The organism is Cerasicoccus frondis (assembly GCA_031296915.1).
Lineage (GTDB): Bacteria > Verrucomicrobiota > Verrucomicrobiia > Opitutales > Cerasicoccaceae > Cerasicoccus > Cerasicoccus frondis.
Map to the genome: position 1 here is coordinate 56334 of JAVDPC010000024.1, position 22060 is coordinate 78393.

At 49.6% G+C, this 22060-nt stretch carries 13 protein-coding genes; 2 read left to right on the forward strand and 11 right to left on the reverse strand.

The features are described 5' to 3' along the window. Positions 1-28: 28 nt before the first annotated feature. On the reverse strand, positions 29-1246 hold the full coding sequence (locus RBB63_RS17295) for an alpha-L-fucosidase (protein ID WP_309386243.1): 1218 nt from the start codon (positions 1244-1246) through the stop codon (positions 29-31). Positions 1247-1266: 20 nt separating this feature from the next. After that, positions 1267-3513, reverse strand: coding sequence for a sodium:solute symporter family transporter (locus tag RBB63_RS17300; RefSeq protein ID WP_309386244.1), 2247 nt, complete (start codon positions 3511-3513; stop codon positions 1267-1269). Positions 3514-3827: 314 nt separating this feature from the next. On the opposite strand from RBB63_RS17300, the gene RBB63_RS17305 reads away from it, so the two are divergent. Beyond that, the gene (locus tag RBB63_RS17305; RefSeq protein ID WP_309386245.1) at positions 3828-4865 is read left to right on the forward strand and encodes a LacI family DNA-binding transcriptional regulator; all 1038 of its coding nucleotides are present in this window, start codon (positions 3828-3830) and stop codon (positions 4863-4865) included. 576 nt (positions 4866-5441) lie between these two features. Here RBB63_RS17305 and RBB63_RS17310 read toward each other — a convergent pair. From RBB63_RS17310 to RBB63_RS17350, 9 genes are all read right to left on the reverse strand, one after another. Next, a complete protein-coding gene (locus RBB63_RS17310) occupies positions 5442-6143 on the reverse strand; it encodes an IS5 family transposase (protein WP_309386246.1) in 702 nt (233 codons plus the stop codon). A gap of 565 nt (positions 6144-6708) precedes the next feature. Then, positions 6709-8277: a sulfatase gene (locus RBB63_RS17315; protein WP_309386247.1), complete on the reverse strand. Its 1569-nt coding sequence runs from the start codon at positions 8275-8277 to the stop codon at positions 6709-6711. Beyond that, positions 8274-10451, reverse strand: a complete 2178-nt coding sequence (locus tag RBB63_RS17320) for a hypothetical protein (RefSeq protein ID WP_309386248.1) — start codon at positions 10449-10451, stop codon at positions 8274-8276. The genes RBB63_RS17315 and RBB63_RS17320 overlap by 4 nt, the downstream gene beginning before the upstream one ends. A 149-nt stretch (positions 10452-10600) precedes the next feature. After that, entirely contained in the window at positions 10601-12259 is a 1659-nt protein-coding gene (locus tag RBB63_RS17325) for an alpha/beta hydrolase (RefSeq protein ID WP_309386249.1), read from the reverse strand. 186 nt (positions 12260-12445) lie between these two features. Continuing rightward, a complete protein-coding gene (locus RBB63_RS17330) occupies positions 12446-13195 on the reverse strand; it encodes a helix-turn-helix transcriptional regulator (protein WP_309386250.1) in 750 nt (249 codons plus the stop codon). 293 nt (positions 13196-13488) lie between these two features. Next, entirely contained in the window at positions 13489-15555 is a 2067-nt protein-coding gene (locus RBB63_RS17335; RefSeq protein ID WP_309386251.1) for a beta-galactosidase, read from the reverse strand. A gap of 39 nt (positions 15556-15594) precedes the next feature. After that, the gene (locus RBB63_RS17340; RefSeq protein ID WP_309386270.1) at positions 15595-16956 is read right to left on the reverse strand and encodes an MFS transporter; all 1362 of its coding nucleotides are present in this window, start codon (positions 16954-16956) and stop codon (positions 15595-15597) included. Between the two features lie 88 nt (positions 16957-17044). After that, positions 17045-19426 carry an FAD-dependent oxidoreductase gene (locus tag RBB63_RS17345; protein WP_309386252.1) on the reverse strand — a complete coding sequence of 794 codons (2382 nt, stop codon included), beginning with the start codon at positions 19424-19426 and terminating at the stop codon, positions 17045-17047. A gap of 466 nt (positions 19427-19892) precedes the next feature. Next, complete coding sequence (locus tag RBB63_RS17350) at positions 19893-20627, reverse strand: PEP-CTERM sorting domain-containing protein (RefSeq protein WP_309386253.1); 735 nt, start codon at positions 20625-20627, stop codon at positions 19893-19895. A 499-nt stretch (positions 20628-21126) separates the two neighbouring features. On the opposite strand from RBB63_RS17350, the gene RBB63_RS17355 reads away from it, so the two are divergent. Continuing rightward, positions 21127-22056 (forward strand): LacI family DNA-binding transcriptional regulator, encoded by a 930-nt coding sequence (locus RBB63_RS17355; RefSeq protein ID WP_309386254.1) that lies wholly within the window; start codon positions 21127-21129, stop codon positions 22054-22056. The last annotated feature ends 4 nt before the right edge of the window (positions 22057-22060 follow it).

Below are 22060 nucleotides of genomic sequence, written 5' to 3' on the forward strand. Positions count from 1 at the left end.
CTAAATATTCTTCCCAGACGGCCAACCCCTAACCTGGAATCCAAAAAGAAGTCTGTTCTCGAATCGCTTCGGCCTTCCCGTCGAGCTCAAGGACAATCGTCGTGGCGATTGGATCTGCTAGGAGAACAGGCAAGTCCCGTAGAAATAGGCGTCCATCCTTTTGTTCAAAATTAATCGCCTTACCACTTTCAAGAAACTTCGCCGACAATACCTTATTTTTAATCTCACCATAACATAACTCCGTGCCGGTGCTCTTAAAGATATTCAAGTAGGCCTTGTTGCCCTTCATCGTCACCTTGCCCCAGTTGGTCCAGGAGAATGGACACTTCTCGGCTCCGTAGATGGCCTCGCCATTGCGCTTCAACCAATCACCGGCAGCGGTCAAAATATCAACGGATTCCTGCGGCACCGTGCCATCCGACATCGGGCCTATATTCAGAAGTAAATTCCCGCCACTGCGTGCCGTATCGGTCAGCATCTGGATCACATCATTCGGCTGCTTCCAATTACTGTCGCCGGCATGGTAGCCCCAATTATCGTTTAGAGTCATGCAAGCTTCCCACATGATGTCATGCTTCGGTGGCTTGATCGCTTGCTCGCAAATTTCAACGTGGAAAGGCTCCCCATTGCGCTCATTGATCAGGATATGCGGCTGCAAGGCCAAGACGGCTTCGTTCACCTCGCGGCACTGGAGATCGTCCGGGATACATCCGTCATACCAAAGGTAATCGATCTTTCCGTAGTTTGACATCAACTCGATGAGCTGTGCCTTGTAGTGCTCGATAAATCGATCGCGCTGCCCCGAATTTTCCCAATCCCCTTCATTCGGCCAGTCACGAAAATACGGGCCCGGATAATCCGGATGATACCAGGATGCCGGCGAAAAATAGAATCCCACCTTCAGGCCCGCCTCACGGAATGCTTCGGCGAAGGGACCGACGAGATCACGTTTCGGCCCAATGTTGCCCGCATGAAACTCACTGGTATTTGTCGGCCATAGCGCAAAACCATCATGGTGGCGTGTCGTCAGGACAGCATACTTCATTCCTGCATCAACAGCCAACTTCGCCCAGACTTTTGGATCGTAGTTCTCCGCCTTAAAATTTTCTGCGTAGCGTGACTTGTATTCCTCAAACGGAACTAATTCCCGATTCGGAAACCACTCTCCGCGGGCTGCATAGGAATAGACTCCCCAGTGAATAAACATCCCGTAGCGGGCCTCGTTAAACCATTCAGACTCAGACATAGCGTTTGTAGCTTTTGAAATTAATCTTCCTTCTCGTGGCTCTTACGCACGGCATCAAAGGCTTCCTTGTCGACAAGCGAGACGTGCCCGTCGACCATTCCATTATCGAGCGGATTATCCTCACGTGCTGCCAGATCACGAAAGAGCCTGCGTATATCGATAATACCGCCGAAGAAAAACCAGACAGTGGAAATCATACCGAGCACGGCAGTCACACAGAGACTGGTGATAAAGAAATACTGACTCCACCGCTCGACCGACCATGGCGAAATCGCATTCCAAATCAGCACACCGATAAAACAGAAGCCGAATTTGTAGACGATCGCATAGCCAAAAATCGACCATGCAATTATTCGATCACCCAACGTGTATTCTGGCGTGATGCCAATTAGCTTTTTGAAGGTGTTACGAACGGTCCACTTGAATGGCTCCTTATACTCTTGAGCAACATCATACTCGCCCCGGTGGAGCAATCGGTCGAGGTTGTAGGGTTTGCGCTGAGTCAGCGCAGAGCCGATCACATAAGCGACGACCCCGGAGATCATCGCCATGAAGTAGAGCTCATAAGAGTTGATGGGAAACTTCACGGCATTCATCTCCCAAACGATGTAAGGATGAAATGGGCCAGAAACAGTTCCTAGGAAATTTCCGACCGAATCGTGCCAACCATTCGACTCCAGCCAGGGATAAACCAGTTCCACCCAGTTACGCTGGAGAAAAAGTCCCAATGCGGCAAAGCCCGAACCGAAGATCAGTGCACCGAAGGCGCCAACCGTGTTGCCGAAGCGGCTGTAGAGTCCGAAAATCATGATCGGCCCAGCTCCCCCGAGCCAGAGCGCGCACATCATAACTGTAAACATCAAGATGTAGTCGATCTGCACGAAAAAAATCGATACGATGAAGAAGAATACACAAACCGCTGCCGAAACTAGCCGGATCAGTAAGATGTGCTGCTGTGAACTCAATGGCTTCTTAAAGAAGGGTATGATGATATCCTGCACGATGGTCGATGAGGCATTGTAGATGCGCGTGTCATCCGTAGAAATCAGCAGCATGATCATCAGCAGGCAAAACAAGCCCATGAGGCCGACTGGCAGAATGTTTTTCAGGGCGACCGGCAACATCATCTGGTGATAAAGCGAGCGGAACTTCTGATATTCCTTATTACCCTCCGGAGTGCCTCCGAGAACCTTATGCGCCGTCTCCATGTAGGGAGTATCCAGATTATGTTCTTGAGACAAGGGCGCATCCACACCGATTTCATGTGTCGCGACTGGAATTTGCGCCAGATTCGCATTGAGCTGCTCTCTCAAACCGGCATCACTCACAGCTTCCTGAGCGACCTTTTGCGTCAACTCGCTGCGAATCTCATAGGACTTTTCGGCAAAGTTCTTGTGCGTCATCAAAGCGATCACCATCACCGCAACCAGCAGCATCATGAGAACAGCATATAGACTGCGCCATTGGCCCACAATCCCCGCCATCTTCTGCTCATGTGGCGTGCGAGCGGCACTGGTGGTATCGTTTCCAATCCAGCTCGCACGATTCAGGACGGACCCCATGATCGTCACAAAGAGCGCGAAAATGTTGAAGTCACGCAGCTTTTCGATGTCGAAAGGATTGATGAAACTCTCTCCCTGCGCCCGATCCATCATCACCGGGCCGATCGTTTCATTCCAACCGAATTTAAAAAAGATATAACCTGCGATGACGACGAAAATCGGATAACACATCAGTCCCTGGCAGGCGTCCGAAATCAACAGGGAGATCCGGCCCCCCGGCCAGATAATCACCATACACAAGCAGAGTGAAAACCCGACCACCAGTCCGAAGGTAGGCAAGTTGATCCCGAAAATCATGAACTCGTGAGGTAAGCCGAGGAAATAGATGAAAAAATTGGCCGCCACCGCCGGGCCGATTGCATTGGTCACCGCCTCGGCCAAAGTGCGAATCGTTGCCGCCACAATGCGCAAAGGCTTGTTATAGCGCATTTCTAGGAACTGGCCGATCGAGAGGGAACGCGTCTCGCGAAATCGGTAGGTACAATAGCCAGTCAACCCCATGATAATGCCGACCGGAACCGTCAGATATTCCCAAAAAGTCAGCCCGTAGCCGACCTGATATTTGGATTCAACCAAGGCTACCAGAGTAATTACGCTCAAGCCAGCGGTCAAATCACCGGCCGACAAGACATATCGCCCAGCCACACGCCCTGCTGCGAGAAAATCAACTACTCCACGCGCATACCGGTGACTGTAAATGGCCATGTAGACTACAACAACCACAGGCACAATTGCGATAATCCAATCTATCCAATGCATAACAGCTTTTAAAATAGAATATATAAAACACGGTCACTTATGCCAAATAGGGGCGGCAGCGTGACGACTTCCGGAGAATTCAGGACAAGAAATTGTTATACATCAATACTAATATTTGATTTTTCCGCAGCACCACACTACACAAGACCCAAAATCGTGAGCGGCACGTCCACCAGATGCCGAAATCAAAATGAGCAATGAGCACAACGAATCATCCGTCCCGCAACAAACAGGCCTACATTATCAACGAGCTAACCCGCATGGCTCACAACTACGGCCCCGGAATGAAATTGCCAACCGCTCAGCAGCTCGCCGCACAATTCGGCGTAACCCTGACGACATTGGACAGGGCACTTGCTAAGCTCGAAACTAGAAGCGTCATCACTCGCCGCCAAGGAAGCGGCATCTACGTATCGAATGGCTTGCTGGACAAAAGGATCGGATTGGTTTTCGGGCGGAATATATTCCGATTTGGCAGTTCCGCCTTCTACTTATTGTTACTTCAAGAGTGCGAGAGGGCCGCAGAAATAGGGAACTATCAATTCTCATTATTCCTCTCACCAAAGCAGTACAACACCCCTATAGAAGCAGGACAATTTAACCCGGAACTCGATACTGCGCTCAAGCAGAGAAAACTGGACGGGCTACTTGCCTGTGAAATCAACAACGATAATTATGAACTATGGCTAGCGAACCAAAACATACCTACAGTCGCTTTGGCCCCATCAAAACATTTCCCGACCGTCGGCATTGATTCAAACCAACTTATTGAGCACTCCGTTGCCCACTTAGCCGCTCAAGGTTGCCGCACAGTCGGCCTACTTGGCATCTTGTCCCGACATTACGAATACTTCACCGCGGCCACCCAGAAATATGGCATAAAGATCAAACAAGAAGCAGTCATTCACCCTGAGGACGAAAAGGATCCACCCTTCGACGTGCACGAACAACTCGGCAGAGAGTGGATAAGCAAATGCCTAGAATGTTGCGGCGGAAAAAAGAATCTGCCCGACGGCATGGTCGTGACCGACGACCTGCTGGCAAGAGGCGCCTGCCTTCAAATGAAGGAATACGGTATCCGCATCGGCGAAGACCTCAAAATTGTCAGTCACGCCAACAAAGGATCCCTCAGCTTGGAATACTGGGAAGACCACATTACAATAGCCGAAATTGATCCCGCTCAAATGGTCTCAGAAATGTTTCAAATTCTGGATAAGCTAATGGATGGCAAAAAGCTAACGCGAAAAAAAACCAACATTCAAGCATCCCTGATTAGCAAAAATAGCACACAGAGCTAAGAAAGACTTAAACGCCCGCACAGGGCGTAGAGCTTCACTGTTCCCACTGATCAGTATCAGATCACATAAGCACCATCTGCCTCCCTCGGCATTATATGAACGTTCGTAAGCTAACGCAGACAGAAAGCATGAAGACGCTTTTTAGCGGCAATCACTGCACTCCCGCGACCGGCTCTGAGAGTCCCAAGCTGTCACGGCGTGGCACAAACAAGGACGAGGTTTCGCATTTGCAACTCCTTGAGTAGAAGATAGATAGACCTGCTCAGGTCCTATCTGGCACATTAAGGCACAACGCCTTAAATGGCTGCCCGGGCTGGGATCGAACCAGCCAAAGAAAATCCATAAGTTATTGTAAACTTGCATCTTGCGAAATACACGACACCGGGCGCACTCCAGAATGCACTCCCGCTGAAATTCTGAGGCATTGGCCCAATCTTTCCCTTGAATCACGACAAGCCATCTTAGCCTTAGTTCGTGAACTCGCAAATGAGAAGAAGCATCTGTAATTCAATGCTTGATAGTCCAAAGCACAAGGGAGCCGCCCCAACAAGAAGACCTCTAGGTAGTGTCTTGGAATTAGCACTTTATCCAAATTAATACCGAAGCTATAGCAATCATGGCTCCAAATAGGCCTGCAGATTTCTCAAATCTGGTGGAGATTCTTCGATAGCGCTTTAGCTTTTGAAAGAGTACTTCGACCTTGTGCCTTTCTTTGTAAAGATGCTTGTCCATTTTGATGACCGTTGCTCTGCTTGGATTGGGTGGTATGACGGCGATGCTGGAGCTTTGCACAATAAACTCACGAATGGCGTCGCTGTCATATCCTCCATCTAGCAGGCAAGCGCTGGGCTGGTTGAGGCATTGCCTGAGCAGGGCGATTGCTTGAGTGGCGTCCCCGCGTTCGCCGGAAGTGACGATGAAGGCCAAGGGATAGCCCAAAGCGTCGCAGGCCAGATGCAGCTTGGTGGTCAGGCCGCCTCGGGATCGGCCCATGGCTTCAGCAAGCTGTCCTCGATGAGCGCGTGCGGCGTCCTGATGGACACGGATGCTGGTCGAGTCGACCATGACATACTCCATGTCAGCCAAAGAACCTTGAAAGTGCTTGAGCAGGTGAGCCCACAGTCCGTTGCGCGACCATGTTCGGAAGCGGTCATATATGCTCTGCCATGGTCCAAAATGTGATGGCAAATAGCGCCAAGGTGATCCGGCTCGAAGAATCCAGAAGATACCTTCCAACGTTCGCCGCAAGTTTTGCGGTTTGCGACCACGGGTACTCAACCGGACCGAACGCCAGTCATTAATTTTTTGAGAGACTCAAAGTCTGCATCAGTTAACTCTTCTTTATAACTTTGCACTGCAATAGCTTACGACTGCGGGCAATGTAGCAAAGTTTTTAATCAGCTTAATTCCCAGACACTCCCTGGACCTAATAAAAGAGAAGATTATGGGTCAATATATAATAATCTTACAGATGTTTGTTTGTATTTCTGAAATAGCCAGATCCCTACCGCAACATAGTTTCAATTCCTTAACCAACTATACCATCCAATCACCCCAGCCAGACTAACAAATGCACTGGCTTAGTTTGCGTAGCGAGACCATATTCGGGGCTGCGGCATCCTTTTTCATATGATTTTACGGTATCTATGACCGAAAATCTTCTCATTCGCAATGGGCCGGCTTTAGGGGGGCTGCAACCATTTTCTCCTCAAAGGGTGTTTCTTGAAGCAAGGCAATTTCTGCGTGGGCCTCAGTAAGTATTTTGAAGCTGCATTGTAGATCGATGTTAGCTCACTAAAGCGCCAGACTAACGATTCAAGCGGACTCAATCACGTATACTCGACTACTTTGCTGTAGGCAGATAATTCAATGTGGTAGCCAACTCCTGTTGCAGGCGATCAATAACGGTTGCATACTGCGGATCGTTAATAAGGTTTACCTTTTCACCACTTGAGTCCGTTGCCTTGCCGTAGTCATAAAGTTCACGGGCAATCACTTCACCAGAAACTTCTTCAACGCTCTTACGGTCAGTTCCAGCCTTGCGCCATTCGATGTAGCGATAGCGCTCGTCACGAATTGAATAGCCCATGGAGCCTTTGCGAATGTATTGACTGATGGCGAAAGTTGGCTCCGGTAGCGGCTTGCCTTCCAGGGCTACTCGCAGGCTCTCTCCCGGAAGCTCAGGAAGCAACGGCAAACCGGCCAAGTCAATCAGCGTCGGAAAAATATCAATCAGCTCGACCGGTTGATCACAACGTATGCCGCGTGGCATGCCAGGTGTGTAGAACATCAGTGGCACATGATTGGCCTCTTCATAGTTGGTATGCTTCCCCCACTCACCTTTATCGCCCAAGTGAAAACCGTGATCACCCACGAGCACAATGATCGTGTCGTCAGCCAAACCTTTCTCCACGAGCGTTTTCATCAACTTGCCAACCTGTGCATCGACATACGAAACGCAGGCCAGATAGCCATGAATGAGCTCACGCTGCACATCGGGCGAATAGGCGCCAAATTCGCCTGCTGATGTGTTGTAGTCCTTGATCTCGTGATAGTCATTTTGCGCTATTTCCGGCGCCCCAACTGGATAGCCTGGCAACGCAGCTAGTTCGATAGCATTGCGGTCATAGAGGTCCCAATATTTTTTCGGCGCGACAAAAGGCAGGTGTGGTTTTAGAAAACCGACCGTCAAGAAGAATGGCTCATCTTGATCACCACTGGCATAGTCGATCAGATAGTCTTTTGCTTCATCTCCCATGAGTCCGTCAAAATAGGCTGCATCCGGGATATCTTCAGCTTCCACCGCGGGCCGCATTCCCATTGCCAAGAGCCTGTTTCTCTCCTTCCACCATGGCGATACCTCATTGCCTTCGTCTTCGGCATACTTGGCTTTGAGTTTTGGATTCTGATAGTAGTGCGCGACAGGCGAACCCTGAGGACCAGGAAAATCTGGATTCCAAGAGCTGAAGTACGGTTCAGTCCATGAAGGTTCGTCGTTATTTACCACCGTGCGCCCATCAAACACTTTGCCCATCCCCTTTGTGCCATAGCCATTTTGTGCGAAATACTCTGGCATGGAGACAACGTCAGGATTCAGCGTGCGCATTCGCTGCGAAGTGCGCACCTCGTAGTGTGAATCTGGACGTAAACCCGTTAAGAAACTAACCCTGGACGGACTGCACAAGGCCTGTTGCGAATAGGCGCGCAAGAATACCGTGCCCGCATTGCCCAGCCGATCCATGTTGGGCGTAATTGCTTGATCATCACCATAAACGCCGATGCGAGGCATCAGGTCATCGACGATGATAAAGAGGATGTTCGGTTTTGCTGGTTCAGTTGCGCGCAGGGAGCACGCGAACAAAATTACAGAAATACAAATGAACCAAAACCAGTTATTGGAATACTTTTTCACGGACGGATAAATTTAATGAGGCTGAATGCATGCTGCGGGACGGTGAGCTCGAGATGGCTTTCCTCAACCTCATCCCACGCTGGGTAGCTGGTAGTCATTTCATAAGATCGGCGCTCTGGAGCGGAGATCACTTGTGCTCCAACCGGGGCCATCCCAGCAAGCGGCCCATCGCCAGTTGGGATCTGTAACGTTACGGGCCCCTTGATGCGAGTGGGTCGAGCCATGACTATCAAAGTCGCTGAGTCTGCGTCTATTGCCGCAATCGCATAGACTGATGGATTGTCAGCCACAACCGGCAAGCGGTTTCCACGTAGGTGACGCGCCATTGCTGAAAAGGTATAGTAAGAAGGCAGGAAATCATGAGACTTCTCCACATAGAGCGCCTTTGCTATCCACTGTCCTTGCATCGTAATTGGCCAAAACGTCGCCAAGTCCGTCCCACCTTCAATGAGACGGCCGAGAATCTCACCAATGAAGAGCGCCTGCTCCATGCCAACGGCGTCTTTACCGTCTGCCCACCAGATACTGTTGTTATACTCGGTAACGGCTAACAAAAGATCCTTCCCCATAAGCTCTTCGGCAAAAGCCTTCAGGTCACGTAGTTCCTTCGCGTAGCCCTCATCGCTAATGAATGCTTTCTCTGCGTCCCCAGCATAGACGTGCACCTCGATCATATCGATGTGCTTTCCTACCCGCTCCAGTAACGTGGGCCACCACAAAGGCGGATTGGGATCGCGATACTCCTGCATGAGCTTGTTATGCCGAGTCACGCGCTCCTTGGGCGTTATCTTTTTCTCATTTTGCAGGCGCTGTACTTCCATCATTTTAGCTAGACCTTCATCTGTCGGCTTATCCTTCTTGCCAACTGAATCGAGGTCGATTTCACCGGGAACCGCAATGATGATATCGGGATCAACAGCCCGCATGGCTTCTGCGTAGGCGATAACCAGCTCAGCATACTCCTCGACCGTAAAGGATAGCCGCCAATACATTTCATTTCCAATCGTCCAATACTTAACGTTGTAGCCTTTGTCTTTGCAGTATTGGACCCAGTCGGCAGCATACTGCGCACCCAACTGAATATCATTTTCGTGGAATGCATACTCAGTATTCACGCAAATCATCGACTCCGCACCGACTTCACGACAAAAGCGGATAAACTCATCCGTGTCGGTTGTTTGTGGACCGTCCACCTCGGGCCATATCGTTGGATCATAGAGCTTGTGCTCACGCCAAAGATAACGGTCGGATTCCGTTCCGCCTGGAAAACGTAGCAGCGTCAAGGGCGTGTCACGCACGACCTCGATAAAATGTGGGTCACTCAAGACTGCGTCATCGTCGATCCAGTATTCAATGTTCCCCCCGTAAACGAGCGGGCTAATGCGCTCACCAATGGGCTCCTCCGGAAAGCTAATTTTAACCAACTCAGCGCCTTCACGATCAATGGGTTGGTAAAGGTCAATCTCAGCCAACGGAAGCGTTTCCCCAGATGGACCGGAGAAAGTTAGTGTTACCTCTTGAGCTTCAACTGCATCAAAATGTAGTGACCGCCAATTTGGGTCGGTCTTAATGCCTTCGGCTGGTCTTCCGTCCAATTTTACGGAGGGTCGAATCTGCGTCCCTTGCAGGGACTCGTTCCATGCAATGCCGCTGATCAACTGTGGTTCGCCCAGCTCGATAACAATTTTCTTCTGCATGCCGATCGCGATCGGATCACCTTGAAGCTCATCGGCTAATTCAGGCGTAAGCTGACCATCCACTGAAACTTTCCAAGCAGGCTCGTAAAATGTAATTTCAGCGACGTTTAGAGGACGGTTGTTGGGATTCCACTTCAACTGCTCGAAATCAATTCGAGCTCCTTCGGCATGAGTCGCAATAAAGCTAACGCGAGGCTTGGCGCCGTGAAAATTTCCTTCATAAGCCACGTGCTCCTCTTCGCCGGACTCAGGGATGAGACTGAGCTTAAAGAACGTCATGTCGTTCTCCTTACCTACATCCTTGATTGGTCGTGCGAGATAGCGAATTGATTGAATGGCATAAGGCTGGTCGAAACCGAAACGTAAGAAGCCTTTTCCACTGGACTCCTCGGTCAACACACTGTCACAGGAGGTCTCAAGGTCTCCATCAACAATCGTCGCCAAGTCATTCGCACTCCCCTCACCGCTTACTTCCAAAACGGTAACTGAATTTGCTGGAAGTGGTTTGCTTTTCGGCAGATGAGCGACGCTAAAGGCTGAAGAGGATCCAACAATCGAAACTAGCGATAGCGTTATAAATCGATTAAACATATTATACAAGGGGTAACGGTCGGCTACGAACGAGATTAATCTTTTATGTAAGTAACATTTGAAAGTCGTGCCGTATTTTCGTCGATAATTTCAATGCTACCCAAGCTTCCACTCTGCCAAACTAGGTAATACTTTCCGTCCTCTTCTTTCCAGCCAATAGCATCTCCATTGGGCGCCATGGCCGTATGGTTATCACGAAATATGTATGTGCGCGCAGAATTATTCGACTGACGCCAAGTGCCAACAAGGTCAAACGCCTTGGCGCCGCCTATCTGAGTCTTTTCCTCTTCGCTAGCTTTTACGTAAGTATTATTTGCGACTTCAATGGTGTCTGAGCCTAAAACTTCAATGCCGCCTAAACTTCCACTCTGCCAGACGATGAAATACTCACCGTCCTTTTCCGACCACCCAAGAGCCTTTCCGTTCGGACCAATAGCCGACATATCGCTGCGAAAAACCATTTCGCGATCCGGTATTTTTACATGACGCCAAGTTCCCACGAGCTTAAATGGCGCAGCGTCCTTTACGGTTGGAACTGCCATCGACTCATCCTTGATAAAAGTGCTTGAGGCCATCTCCACCTTATTTGCTTCTAAAATCTTGATCCCCCCCAAGCGCCCACTTCGCCAAACTATATAGTAGCGACCCTTAAGCTTTTTCCAGCCAAGCTCTTCTCCATTTGTCCCAATCGCAGAATAATCCGGCAGAAACGTGAAGGTGCGATCAAAGTTGGATTCCTGATGCCAAACCCCCTCCAATGAAAACCCCTCGGGGATCGGTTCGATATCTTTATTCACGATGTAATCAGTGGGATTTGGCTTAACATTGCGGATGCCGAACACATAGCCAGTATGAGCCAGCAATGCCTGCGTAGTCGCTTCATAAATCTCAGCGTCCAATCGATTCACTCCGTGGCCATAACCTCCGTAAATCAGCAACTCAGCATTGCCTCCGTTTTCCCGTAACTTATCAGCAAATCGACGACTCTGAACCCAGTCGATGGTCAAGTCATGTGTCCCATGATATAACCAAGTGTCCGGTGAATCTTCGCGGATGTTCCAATAGGCTGAAGCCTGTTTCTTCTCGTCAGTTGAACTCCCCGTAAAATCTGTGTCACCACCGAAGCGGCTTTGGTTACGGTCCAATACGTCATAGAGCCCGTTGAAACCATCGAAAACAATGCACTCCGGTGTGCGCTGTGCGGCGATAGCCCCCAAGTGTGCACCCGCCGATGAGCCAGCAATACCGACCCGCGTAAAGTCGAGATTAAGTTGATCCGCATGCTTACGAATGAATTCAATCGAGTCCATGACATCCCCAATCAGATCATCAAAGTCGCCACCGTGGCCTTTCCAACGATATTCCATACGAACACCGGCAATACCATTCTCCGAGGCCATGCGAAATGATTGACGGTAAAAGTTATCTTTGCTCCCAGTCACCCATGCGCCACCGTGGACATAGAAAACGACGGGAAAAGGTCCACCTTCCTTAGGGCGCTCGATTCGCAAGTTAAGTTCCAGTTCACCTCCGTTGGGTAAGGTGATCGTTTTGAACACGTAGAGGTCTGAACGTACATCGGGATACTCCTGCAGATATTCTCTGGTGTGCTTCTCAGATTTCTCCTCAAGTTCCTCCCAACTTGGGAATCGATTGGCAGTCACAACGCTAGTCGAGGCCAATATAAAAAGCATCAAGCAAATCGGTAATCTCATACGAAAGTCTATGGGCTTAGGGTGAGCAAACGGTAGAATCTATACTCATCAAGCCCCAGAAAGATGTCCACTTACAAGGATTGTCCCTACTTGGCAAAAACTTATCTTATATCATCAACACTGGGGCTATAAATGACAAAGTGCTCCAACCATTCCGGACATGCCTTAATCCAATAACGTGGTGCTGAATCGGTTCTTGTAATCGCGGGGGCTAAAGCCGGTCAGACGCTTAAACCAACGTGAAAAGTTTGATAGATCGTGAAAACCAATCTCAAATGCGAGGCTCTTTATACTGACAATGCCCAAGGAAAGCTGGTCACGTGCATAACGTAGACGTGTCTCATCATAAACCTGAAACATCGTTTTCCCTTCATATTTTTGAAAGAGCCGGTCTGCATTTGAAGCGCTCATCCCAAGCTGCGCTGCAAGTTGATCACGACTAAACGGCTGATATTTAGGCAGGCTCTCGATCAACTGCAGCCCATGCAATACACTCTGGTGCATATCACTGAGCCGAGTAGGAATCAGCCCACTGGCAATCAGGCAGTCATAAAAGGCAGACAACCAGTTGGAAAACGGCTTTTGAAAACGCAAAAACTCCGTCAAGGAAAGCTCACGTTGATTGATGTCCTCGATATTCAGCCAATTTATACTCTGTTTTTTGCTAACTGAGACATAGCGGCGAAAGCTATCGAGCAATCGTTGGGCACTCGTTTCAAGCTGAGGAAAGTCAGCTCCATTCACAACTAAACTCAAGCCATCTTCGAAGAGATTCCGCCCGTTCGGCCAACATGCCTGGAAATGGACAGAAATAATACGTGAGTTTTGCGTGAAACGCTGTCGGCGCATGCCGGGGCGCAGAAAAACCCATTCTCCAGGTTTGGCCGAAATTTCCTGCCCCTCGATCTCAACCATCACGTTGCCTTCCCGAATATACCAAACGGCATAGTTCGTAATGAAACGCTCCGTCTCAAGCGCGCCAGGCTGGACTGTATCATCGTAGACCCAGAATAAGCGCGAGTTCAGGTACAACCACTCTTTGTAAGGAGTGGACCACTTCGTCTTACGATTCGAAGCTGATTTGCTACTCATGCGGTAAGCCTAATGTTGATTGGGGTATATAAGGGAGCCAACGAAAATTAACGCCAAAATCCTTAAATTAAATGAAAATTTCGCACAATGACAATGTATACTTTGCCAACAATAGTCTAAACGGAATAAAGTTGTCGGACCTCGTAAGGATCCAGAGTTATCTCATTTGGCATAGGCTCACCACCACAACAGCTCACCCAGTCACCCTCCAATGGCAGAACTTGTGATGAGCGAGTAAAATTAAAGATGAAGCGACGCAGCTTCCCCGTAGATTCACGGCGATCCTGAAAAGTCACCCCTTGTGGCAGGGTATCCGCCAATATCGAAACACCTGCTTTCGTCAAAGCATTACGATAGAGACTCAGCAAACCAGATTCTTCGATACGAGCGCCATAATAATAGGCATACCCGGCCCCTTCCTGACGACAGGTGACCACCGGTTTGCCAGCATAGAAATCTCCTGCGTGGGTCGCGATAACTTCTGCCGCCTCTGCATGTAAAACCTCGACATAGTCTTGGATGAGATAGGATTCCCCATCAAAATTGGCCGTGTTACTCTCTTCCTCAAAAAGGTAATCGATCTCTTCATTCCAAACGCCGAAAAGCTCCCTTAAACCTGCGCCCGGCAGACCGCCCAACCAAACACAATTGGACTGGTTCACATAGCCTGTCAGGTAGGAGCCAATCACCACCCCACCCTGTTCGGCGAAGGCTTTGACCTTGGCGACCAACTCCTCATCGATGAGATACAATGACGGAAGCACCAGGCATTTAAAAGCACTCCAGTCTCGATCCTTAAAGGTAATGTCAGCACTGATGCCCAATCGAGCTAGAACATTGTAATGATCGCGAGCAGTCTGCGTATGAACATCATCGGGTTTCGGATACTCAAGTCGTGGCGCTCGCGGACCGTTGGAATATTGAATCGCCCATTTCGACTCCCAATCATAAACAATGCCTACAGGTGACGGATCGCGAGGTTCACCCGCCAAAGGCGCCGCTTGTTCCAAAGCAGCTCCCACCGCCTCGCAATCCGCGAACACGCGTGTGTCGGCCGAGCCATCGTGGTCAACCACGGCTCCATGATATTTTTCGCAACCACCTCGTCCTTTACGCCACTGAAAGTAATGTATCGCGTCCGCACCATGCGCAAGGTACTGCATCGACTCTGAGAAATGTACGCCCGGTCGCTTCAGCTTATTAACACGCCACCAGTTGACTGAGCTGGGCGAACACTCCATTTGCATCCAGGATTTTCCATCAGCCATGCCACGCATAAGCGCATTGATAAACTCTGTCCGCATACTGACGCGCCAGGACTCTTCGCGATCATCGTGGAGCGGGTAGCGATCATTCGAAACAATATCGATAACTTTCGACCAGCGATAATAATCGTTGGTGTCAAAGGTGCTCATGAAATTGGTAGTGCATGGGACATGTGGAGTAAGCTCCCGCAATGGAACCATTTCGTTTTGCAGTGTCTCGACATGCAGCTCATTCATATAACGTCGCCAGTCCAACTGCTGCCCATCAACACTCATATCGAAAGGCGTGATCTGTTCCCAATCGGTTACCGTATGATTCCAGAACGCTGCCCACCAAGCCGCATTGACCGCCTCAAGGCTGCCGTATCGCTCCTTCAGCCAAGTGCGAAAGCCCGCCAGACAATTATTGCAAAAGCACTCACCGCTAATCTCATTATTTAAGTGCCATAGAATCAGCGCAGGATGCTGCCCAAATCGCTTAGCAAGTTGTCGGTTGATGTTTCGCGACTTCTCTCTAAATACCGGTGAGCTTGGACAGTGATTATGCCGCTCGCCACTTGGCTCACGAGCACCCTCACGATTAACCCGTCGCACTTCAGGATGAGCTTCAGAGAGCCACATGGGTTTGCTGCCCGTGGGCGTCGCAAGGATCACTCGTATGCCAGCGGCATGCAGTCGCTCAAACGCTTCCTCTAACCACGAAAAGTCATAGACGCCCTCTCGCGGTTCATACGAGGTCCATGAAAACACCCCCAAGGTCATAGAGGTGCAATGAGCGCGCTTCATCAACTCGATATCCCTTTCCAGAATGTCGGGGCGATCAAGCCACTGGTCGGGGTTGTAATCAGCGCCGTAGAGGGGCTGACCTTGGGCAAGAAAAGGGTTAAGCATGGTTACCGAGATTAGGAGTTTTGTCACTTCTGAACGCTCAACATTCAGAAAAAAAAATGGTTACAATTATACTTCGCCGCGCCGAGCTTCTAACTCGCCACGAATTTCCACCATTTTCTCCTCAGTTAGTTTATAATACCTGAGCAGAAAGTAAGCAATTAATAGAAATACTGCCGGAATGACGGCAAACATCAGGCGCATAGTGAAAATCGAGTCCTCGCTTTGATTCGCGCCCAATGACTGGTCAAAACCTGCAAAATTTAAAAGCAAACCAGCAATGAGCGCAGTAAAGGCTGAGATGCCCTTGTTGATATAGCCAAATGCCGAGCCGAACGCCCCTTCGCGACGCAGGCTACACTTTAGCTCATCATAATCCACCACATCCGCCTTGATGGAGCTGATCATCAACGCAACGCCGGAGCCTGCAATAGTCATCAAAGCAACAGGAATGTATTGTAGCCAGGGAATAGTCGCGCTGAAAAAATAGTATTTTAGAAGCGAACCAATAAACCCAATGATAAAGCAAAGATTCATCAAATTTCGCTTACCGATCTTTTTGGACAGCATAGCGAGGGGTTGAATTGAAAAGAACGAAAGAAATGCTCCAATAGTACCACCCACCGCCACATAGGACGCCGCCTTAATCGTGTCTCCACCAAAGATATAATACGTGTTGATGTAGATCCCGAGGTGTTGAACCATTCCATTGCCCATGTTGCTAATCACGAATACGGCGAGCACCAGAACACCTTGGTCATTGGTGAAAACACCACGTATGGATTCCCAAATCCCCACCTTTTTCTGCGCTTTAGCGACTTTGAAATAGGGCTCACGCGTCTTAATAGCCGTTATCAGCCCGAAGAACGCCAATGCGCCGCCAATCACAATCGTTATGTAGCGCGCGCCGTTGGCGGCAGTGCCAAATACCTCAAGCTGAGTCAGACGGTATACCCACGCCGCGATGATATTTGCGCCAATCATGCCAATCATCGTGCGAATCGCCACTACCTGAGTTCGCTCATTGTAGTCAGGCGTCATCTCACTACCCAGCGCCCAATATGGCACTGAGTAGACCGTATAGGCAGTCAGGAAGAGAATCGACGTTACCGCATAATAGAGAAACTTATCCTGCTCCGACCAATCGCCGCCAACAAAGAATACCACTGGCAAGAAAATGAAACACAGTATCGCCCCAACGAACATGTAGGGGCGTCGGCGTCCAAACCGGCTACGGGTGTTATCCGAGATAACCCCTGTAACTGGATCACTCACCGTATCCCATATCCGACCGATCATAATGGCTAAACCAATCAGCGCCGGATCCACTCCCAACTCAATGTTGAAAATGGGAAAGGTAAGCGCTACCAGAATCTGTGGACCGGCAAAGGCCAGCAAAGCACCAACGCCATAATATAGCTTCTGTGACATCGGCAGCACTTTGGAGCCCTGCGCGTTGCTCGGAGTGTCAGACATCTTACTTCTCTATTGGGGTATAATTGTAATTTGGGAGTTCAGTTCAAGAATAGCAACGCACTTCGTAGACAGCTGCGGATGGATCGCCGTTGGTCGCCGAAATTACGATACGTACAAGCTTCGCCTTCACTTTCTTGTCCAAAGTGTGTCGGCGATGTCGCTGATAGTTACCCTTCACCGAAACCAACTCGGTCAACTTGCCATCAACCTCAGCCAAGATGCTGTAGTCCTTAGGGCATTGCGCATCAGCAAACAATGCAGGGGCCGCATGATACTCCCGCAATAAATGCCCAGGAAAAGTCAGTTCCACAACTCCAACCTGTTGCTCTTCGCCCCATTTCAAATCCAGATACTGCGGGAGCGCCTGCTCGGGTGCGGAACGCCATATATTTGTCGACTCATAGGGACGCGTACGACCGCTTAAGACATGACTTGCAGGATAGCACGCCTGTGCTGGAGTGAGTCGATACGACATGGAAAAACCTCCACCGAAGCGCCGGTATTTTTTGCCACTCATTTTGAATGCGGCAACCTGGCCAACTTCCACCGCCGGGCTGGAATGCCAGACAACTTCTACGTTTTTCTTCAAAACTAAGCGTATGAAGCCGGACTTTGGTAGATCGGCACCCTCAGGTTTAACTGCGCAAGGAAGCCAGAGCTTTTCCCCCTGCGGAACAGAAATCGTACCTTGGCAAATTATTGCGCCGGTATCCACACGGTAATCCCAGATCGAATCAACCCGCTCCACATGATAAGAGATTTCTTGCTCTTGCCCGGATATATTAGAAAGACAGACCTCAACAACTTCAAGAGCCTCAGGTCCAGCGCCAATCCATTGAGCTCGGTCGTGAGTAAGGTTTTCAGCGAACTCAGAGCTCGGCCCCCGCATCAGTCCGTTGGTTGCATAAGGCGTGTCTGGGCCAACGCCCGGATTTGACGCTTCACTGCTCGCGGAAAGAGTGGCAGAACGAGCCAAGTCCGTTTCATCAACATTGGGAATGTTAGGGAGGAAGCAGCCATCACGCAGCAAATCCTGTTGGATAAGTTTGATGCGCTCATCGGCCACTTTTGCCAGCGAACTACCTTCCGCAATGGCGCGAGCTGCTGCCGTGCCGCAAGCCTGCCCCAGTAAGGCAGTGGTTGCCATCACTCGTACGGTGCCAAGAGCTGCATGGCTGACCGAAACATTGCGTCCGGCCATCATCAGGTTATCTACGTCTTTTGCCAGACAGATGCCCAGCGGAATGCTATAGGGTCCGACATAACTCTTAGCCATATAATCGGTATCCTGCGCATACCCTTCCGCGCTATTGGCTTCACTCGTGGCAGCAAGCAAGCCGCCCGGCGTATGAAGATCAACGAACCAACCACCGTAAGCAACTTCGTCCGGAAATGCCGTATTGGCCTGAATATCATTTTCCGTCATGAAATAGCGACCGATGATGCGGCGACTTTCGCGCTTTCCAGGAACTTGTCCGATCCAGTCCAGAGCATAGTTCTTAGCTTCTTCCTTCCATTTTGGATCCTTGTTTTTAAGCCAGTCCCAAATACCAAGGCAATGACGCGTTAGCTCATGACGGATATCTTCAGACTGGAAAATCGTATTCCACGGCACACCAATTTCAATCCACCAGTAGCCGCTATCAACACCATGCGGCGCACGGCCTTGCTTGTAGAAATAGTCGGGATCGGTGTGTTTAACAGCCCATTCGGGAGCCTTGAACGGAACAGGACGCCCCATATTCTTGGCCTTAAAATGAATGGAGTTGCCCATCGTATCGGTAGATGGGTTCTCAGGGGCATGAAGTTCCCCGAACTCGTCTTTACCTTCTGTCCCCATCCGCCATTCACAACCAGCGCGATCAGCGACAAGCGCGTCTCCAGTGCAATCAACGAAGAACTTGCCTTGAATCTCCAACTGAAGCTCAGCATTGGCAACCAACGCGATGACGGAAGATATCTCACGACTTGAGTTGCAGGCCTGACGGTGAATGTAGCCAACGCTCATCTCTTTCTCCGAGATATCGCTAGCCATCTCAGATCCTCGCGAACCGTCAGACATAACGACATCGAGCACTGCAGTGTTCAGGTGGCAGGTCAGGTTCTCCGTCTCCATCGCCATGTCGTAGAGCACCATGTCCCAAACACTGTTCGTCCAACCATTCTCGCTGATCGGCTCATGATTACGGGCACGCTCTTCAATCAGCGCTTCGGAAATAATCCCTGTTTCACGACTGTAAGCATGAAAATTCGCTGCTCCGTGTGGCGTTACACGCACCTCCGAGGAGCTATTGCCACCAAACACAGGGCGGTCTTGGATTAAGCAAGTTTTGCTACCGTGACGTGCAGCAGCAATTGCAGCAGAAAATCCTGCCAAGCCACCGCCACAAACAACAACATCGTATTCTTCAGTGAGGTATTTCATCTTTATATTTTTTGGAGTCCGCAACAATCTGTGCCCTCGTATACATATGGCTTTAGCGCCTTATGCAGAGCCAGCACAAGTCATTTCAACCAGCCTCACCGGACCGCCAACTTTTTGCGAATGAAAGACAAGTTTCGACCAATATTTACAGTCAGATTGAGTGTTATAATGGAGGTATCAGGAACAAGTAATTGGCTACCGCATTTCACCAATAACTCCCCTTTATGTCTCATACATCAACCTAAGCAACCATACGTCATTCAGCTTAACTCCCTATGACATGCATGCCCAATTGCAGCCGAGATTTTCATTTAAAGACGCCGCAACTTCCCAGTGAGATGCAGCATGAAAAATTATATGCCCTGCAACCACGAGATTTGAGTCATTACGAGTTCCCAGCAATAGCCACAAAAAAGCCCGGTAGCAAAAGCTACCGAGCTAAGCAAACTAACGTAAACGGTGGAGGCTAGTTACGGCGACGTAGATACACGACAGCCATCACACCCACTCCAACAAGCATCGCATAAAAACTAGGCTCTGGAATGGATGTCAGCGTATAATTAGCGAAAACTTGATCACCGGTCGAAATGCTAGTCATGACACCAGAGCCAGTGAAAGCCGCAGGATTGGTGCTGTAGGTGTAATCGCCACCCGCACTGGCTCCATTGAGGTCGATCTGAAACTCGGAAGCTCCAATGCTCGAAGGCGTGTAATACGCAGATAACGTCCAGTTGGTAGCAGTTGTATCAAGCACCAAGCGGAGCTGACCAATACGATCCGTAGAAGTCGAGACACTGTAACCGTAGTCACTCAAATTACCACCATCGACATTCCCAGAGGTGCCCTCACCTGCCCACATGTCGAAGTCTCCATTGCCGCGAAGCGCGAAGGTTGCAAATGGCGACACCGAATTAGTTACATACCCAGCCGCAAGTGGATCACTGTTGGTAAAATAAATCGCTGCAAGCGATGTGCTAGTCGTGCCGAGCATGCTCGTATTAATATCAGCAGTATGCTCGTAAATGCCCGTACCAAAACTGTAAGGCAGCACAGCCCCACCCGTGCCAGCGGTCGAACCATTTTGATCGATGGTTCCGCCACCAGTAACCCACGAGCCCCCCTCTGGGTTAACCGTTACACCGCTGACAGAGGTATCAGGACCATTAAAATCGTAGGAATAAATGACCTGCGCATTCAGCACAGATGTGAGAGTTAAACAAGAAATGGAAAGAAGAGGTAGAATTTTCATGGAATAGACTCTCTAGGACATCCACCAAATCATCAAGGCAAATTGATGGTCCATGCCCCCAAAATAGTTGTCAAATGTGCGCGCTCAAATCTCAGGTTCACCGCTATAGTCGCCATCAAAAGTGAAATAGCACCAGCAAACGATCAAGCTCCCATAAAAGCTTTAACCATTGTTTAATAGTAACTTAAAAAGAATATTCGATACATCCAGTGCGCAATTCGCCTCTGCCCCAAAACACTCTCATCGAGAAATCACCATCAAAAACACGTCATTGCCACATTCATTACTTTCTGAGCCATTTTCTGCTTACAAAGCACGAACAATCGCAGAGAACACACACCATTAAAGATTGAACTTTTTCATTGCTGTCGCAGAATTAGAGGTATTGATCATTTAAATGCCTCAGAATCGGCACAATACAGAAAAACCGCGCAGAGCGACCATATACGACTTGGCCAAAGCGGCCAACGTTTCAACCGGCACAGTCAGTCGAGTATTAAATAATCGCGAGCGCGTACACCCTGACACACGTGAGCGGGTGCTGAACTTAGCTCGTGAAATAGGCCTGACTCCGCAAGCAACGGTTCGAAACCGCGAGGTCGCCATCGTTACGGCGCCTGAGTTCCCCGATCGACAGACCGGATATTCGGCCAAAATGGCGTCGGTTCTCGCCTATGCTCTTTCTGAAAAACGCATTGGAGTGTTGCTTCCCTCAGATCCAGAGCGCCTTTTACCCGACTACTACCTCGATGGCGTAATTGCCGTAACCTACTCCACTAGACTATTAGAGATGCTTGAGCGCCTAGAACAACGCATGCCCGTTGTTTACATCGATTATTTTCTAGGCAAAACAGAAAAAGCGACCGTGAACTCAGACCATCGAGCATCTGGTTACATTGCAGCGCGCCATTTTATCGAACGCGGAAAAAGCAAACTCGGTTTTATTAGCCGCGACCTAGAGCCCTTCCGAGAAAGACTCGTAGGCTATCGGGACGCCATTCAGGATGCAGGACAGACTCCCAATGAAAAATTGCTCTTTCTTGGGGATGAGAAGACCAACATCTTTACGATGATCACTCGAGCCGTGAGAAATGGCGCCGATGCCCTTTTCATACCTGGCACTAGCATGCAAGCAGTACAAGGTATGCACGTGCTACAATACGTTATGGGTAAACGCATCCCAGAGGATGTAGCCATCATCGGCAGCGAAAGTGAAGCGGTATCAGAATTCATGACACCGCCGATGACAACTGTCTATGAGCCTCTCATTGATATGGCTAAAGCCGCATCCACTATGATGCATGATCTTTGCGAGGGAAAAACAGTTTCTCAACGCCAACGTGTTATTCCCGTAAACTTGGTTGAACGCGAATCCGTGTAGGCTG

Coding starts and splice junctions, on each gene's coding strand:
- RBB63_RS17295 (WP_309386243.1), bottom strand. CDS start 1,246: ATGTCTGAGTCTGAATGGTTTAACGAGGCCCGCTACGGGATGTTTATT.
- RBB63_RS17300 (WP_309386244.1), bottom strand. CDS start 3,513: ATGGCCATTTACAGTCACCGGTATGCGCGTGGAGTAGTTGATTTTCTC.
- RBB63_RS17305 (WP_309386245.1), top strand. CDS start 3,828: ATGGCTCACAACTACGGCCCCGGAATGAAATTGCCAACCGCTCAGCAG.
- RBB63_RS17325 (WP_309386249.1), bottom strand. CDS start 12,259: ATGCTTTTTATATTGGCCTCGACTAGCGTTGTGACTGCCAATCGATTC.
- RBB63_RS17330 (WP_309386250.1), bottom strand. CDS start 13,195: ATGGTTGAGATCGAGGGGCAGGAAATTTCGGCCAAACCTGGAGAATGG.
- RBB63_RS17340 (WP_309386270.1), bottom strand. CDS start 16,956: ATGTCACAGAAGCTATATTATGGCGTTGGTGCTTTGCTGGCCTTTGCC.
- RBB63_RS17345 (WP_309386252.1), bottom strand. CDS start 19,426: ATGAAATACCTCACTGAAGAATACGATGTTGTTGTTTGTGGCGGTGGC.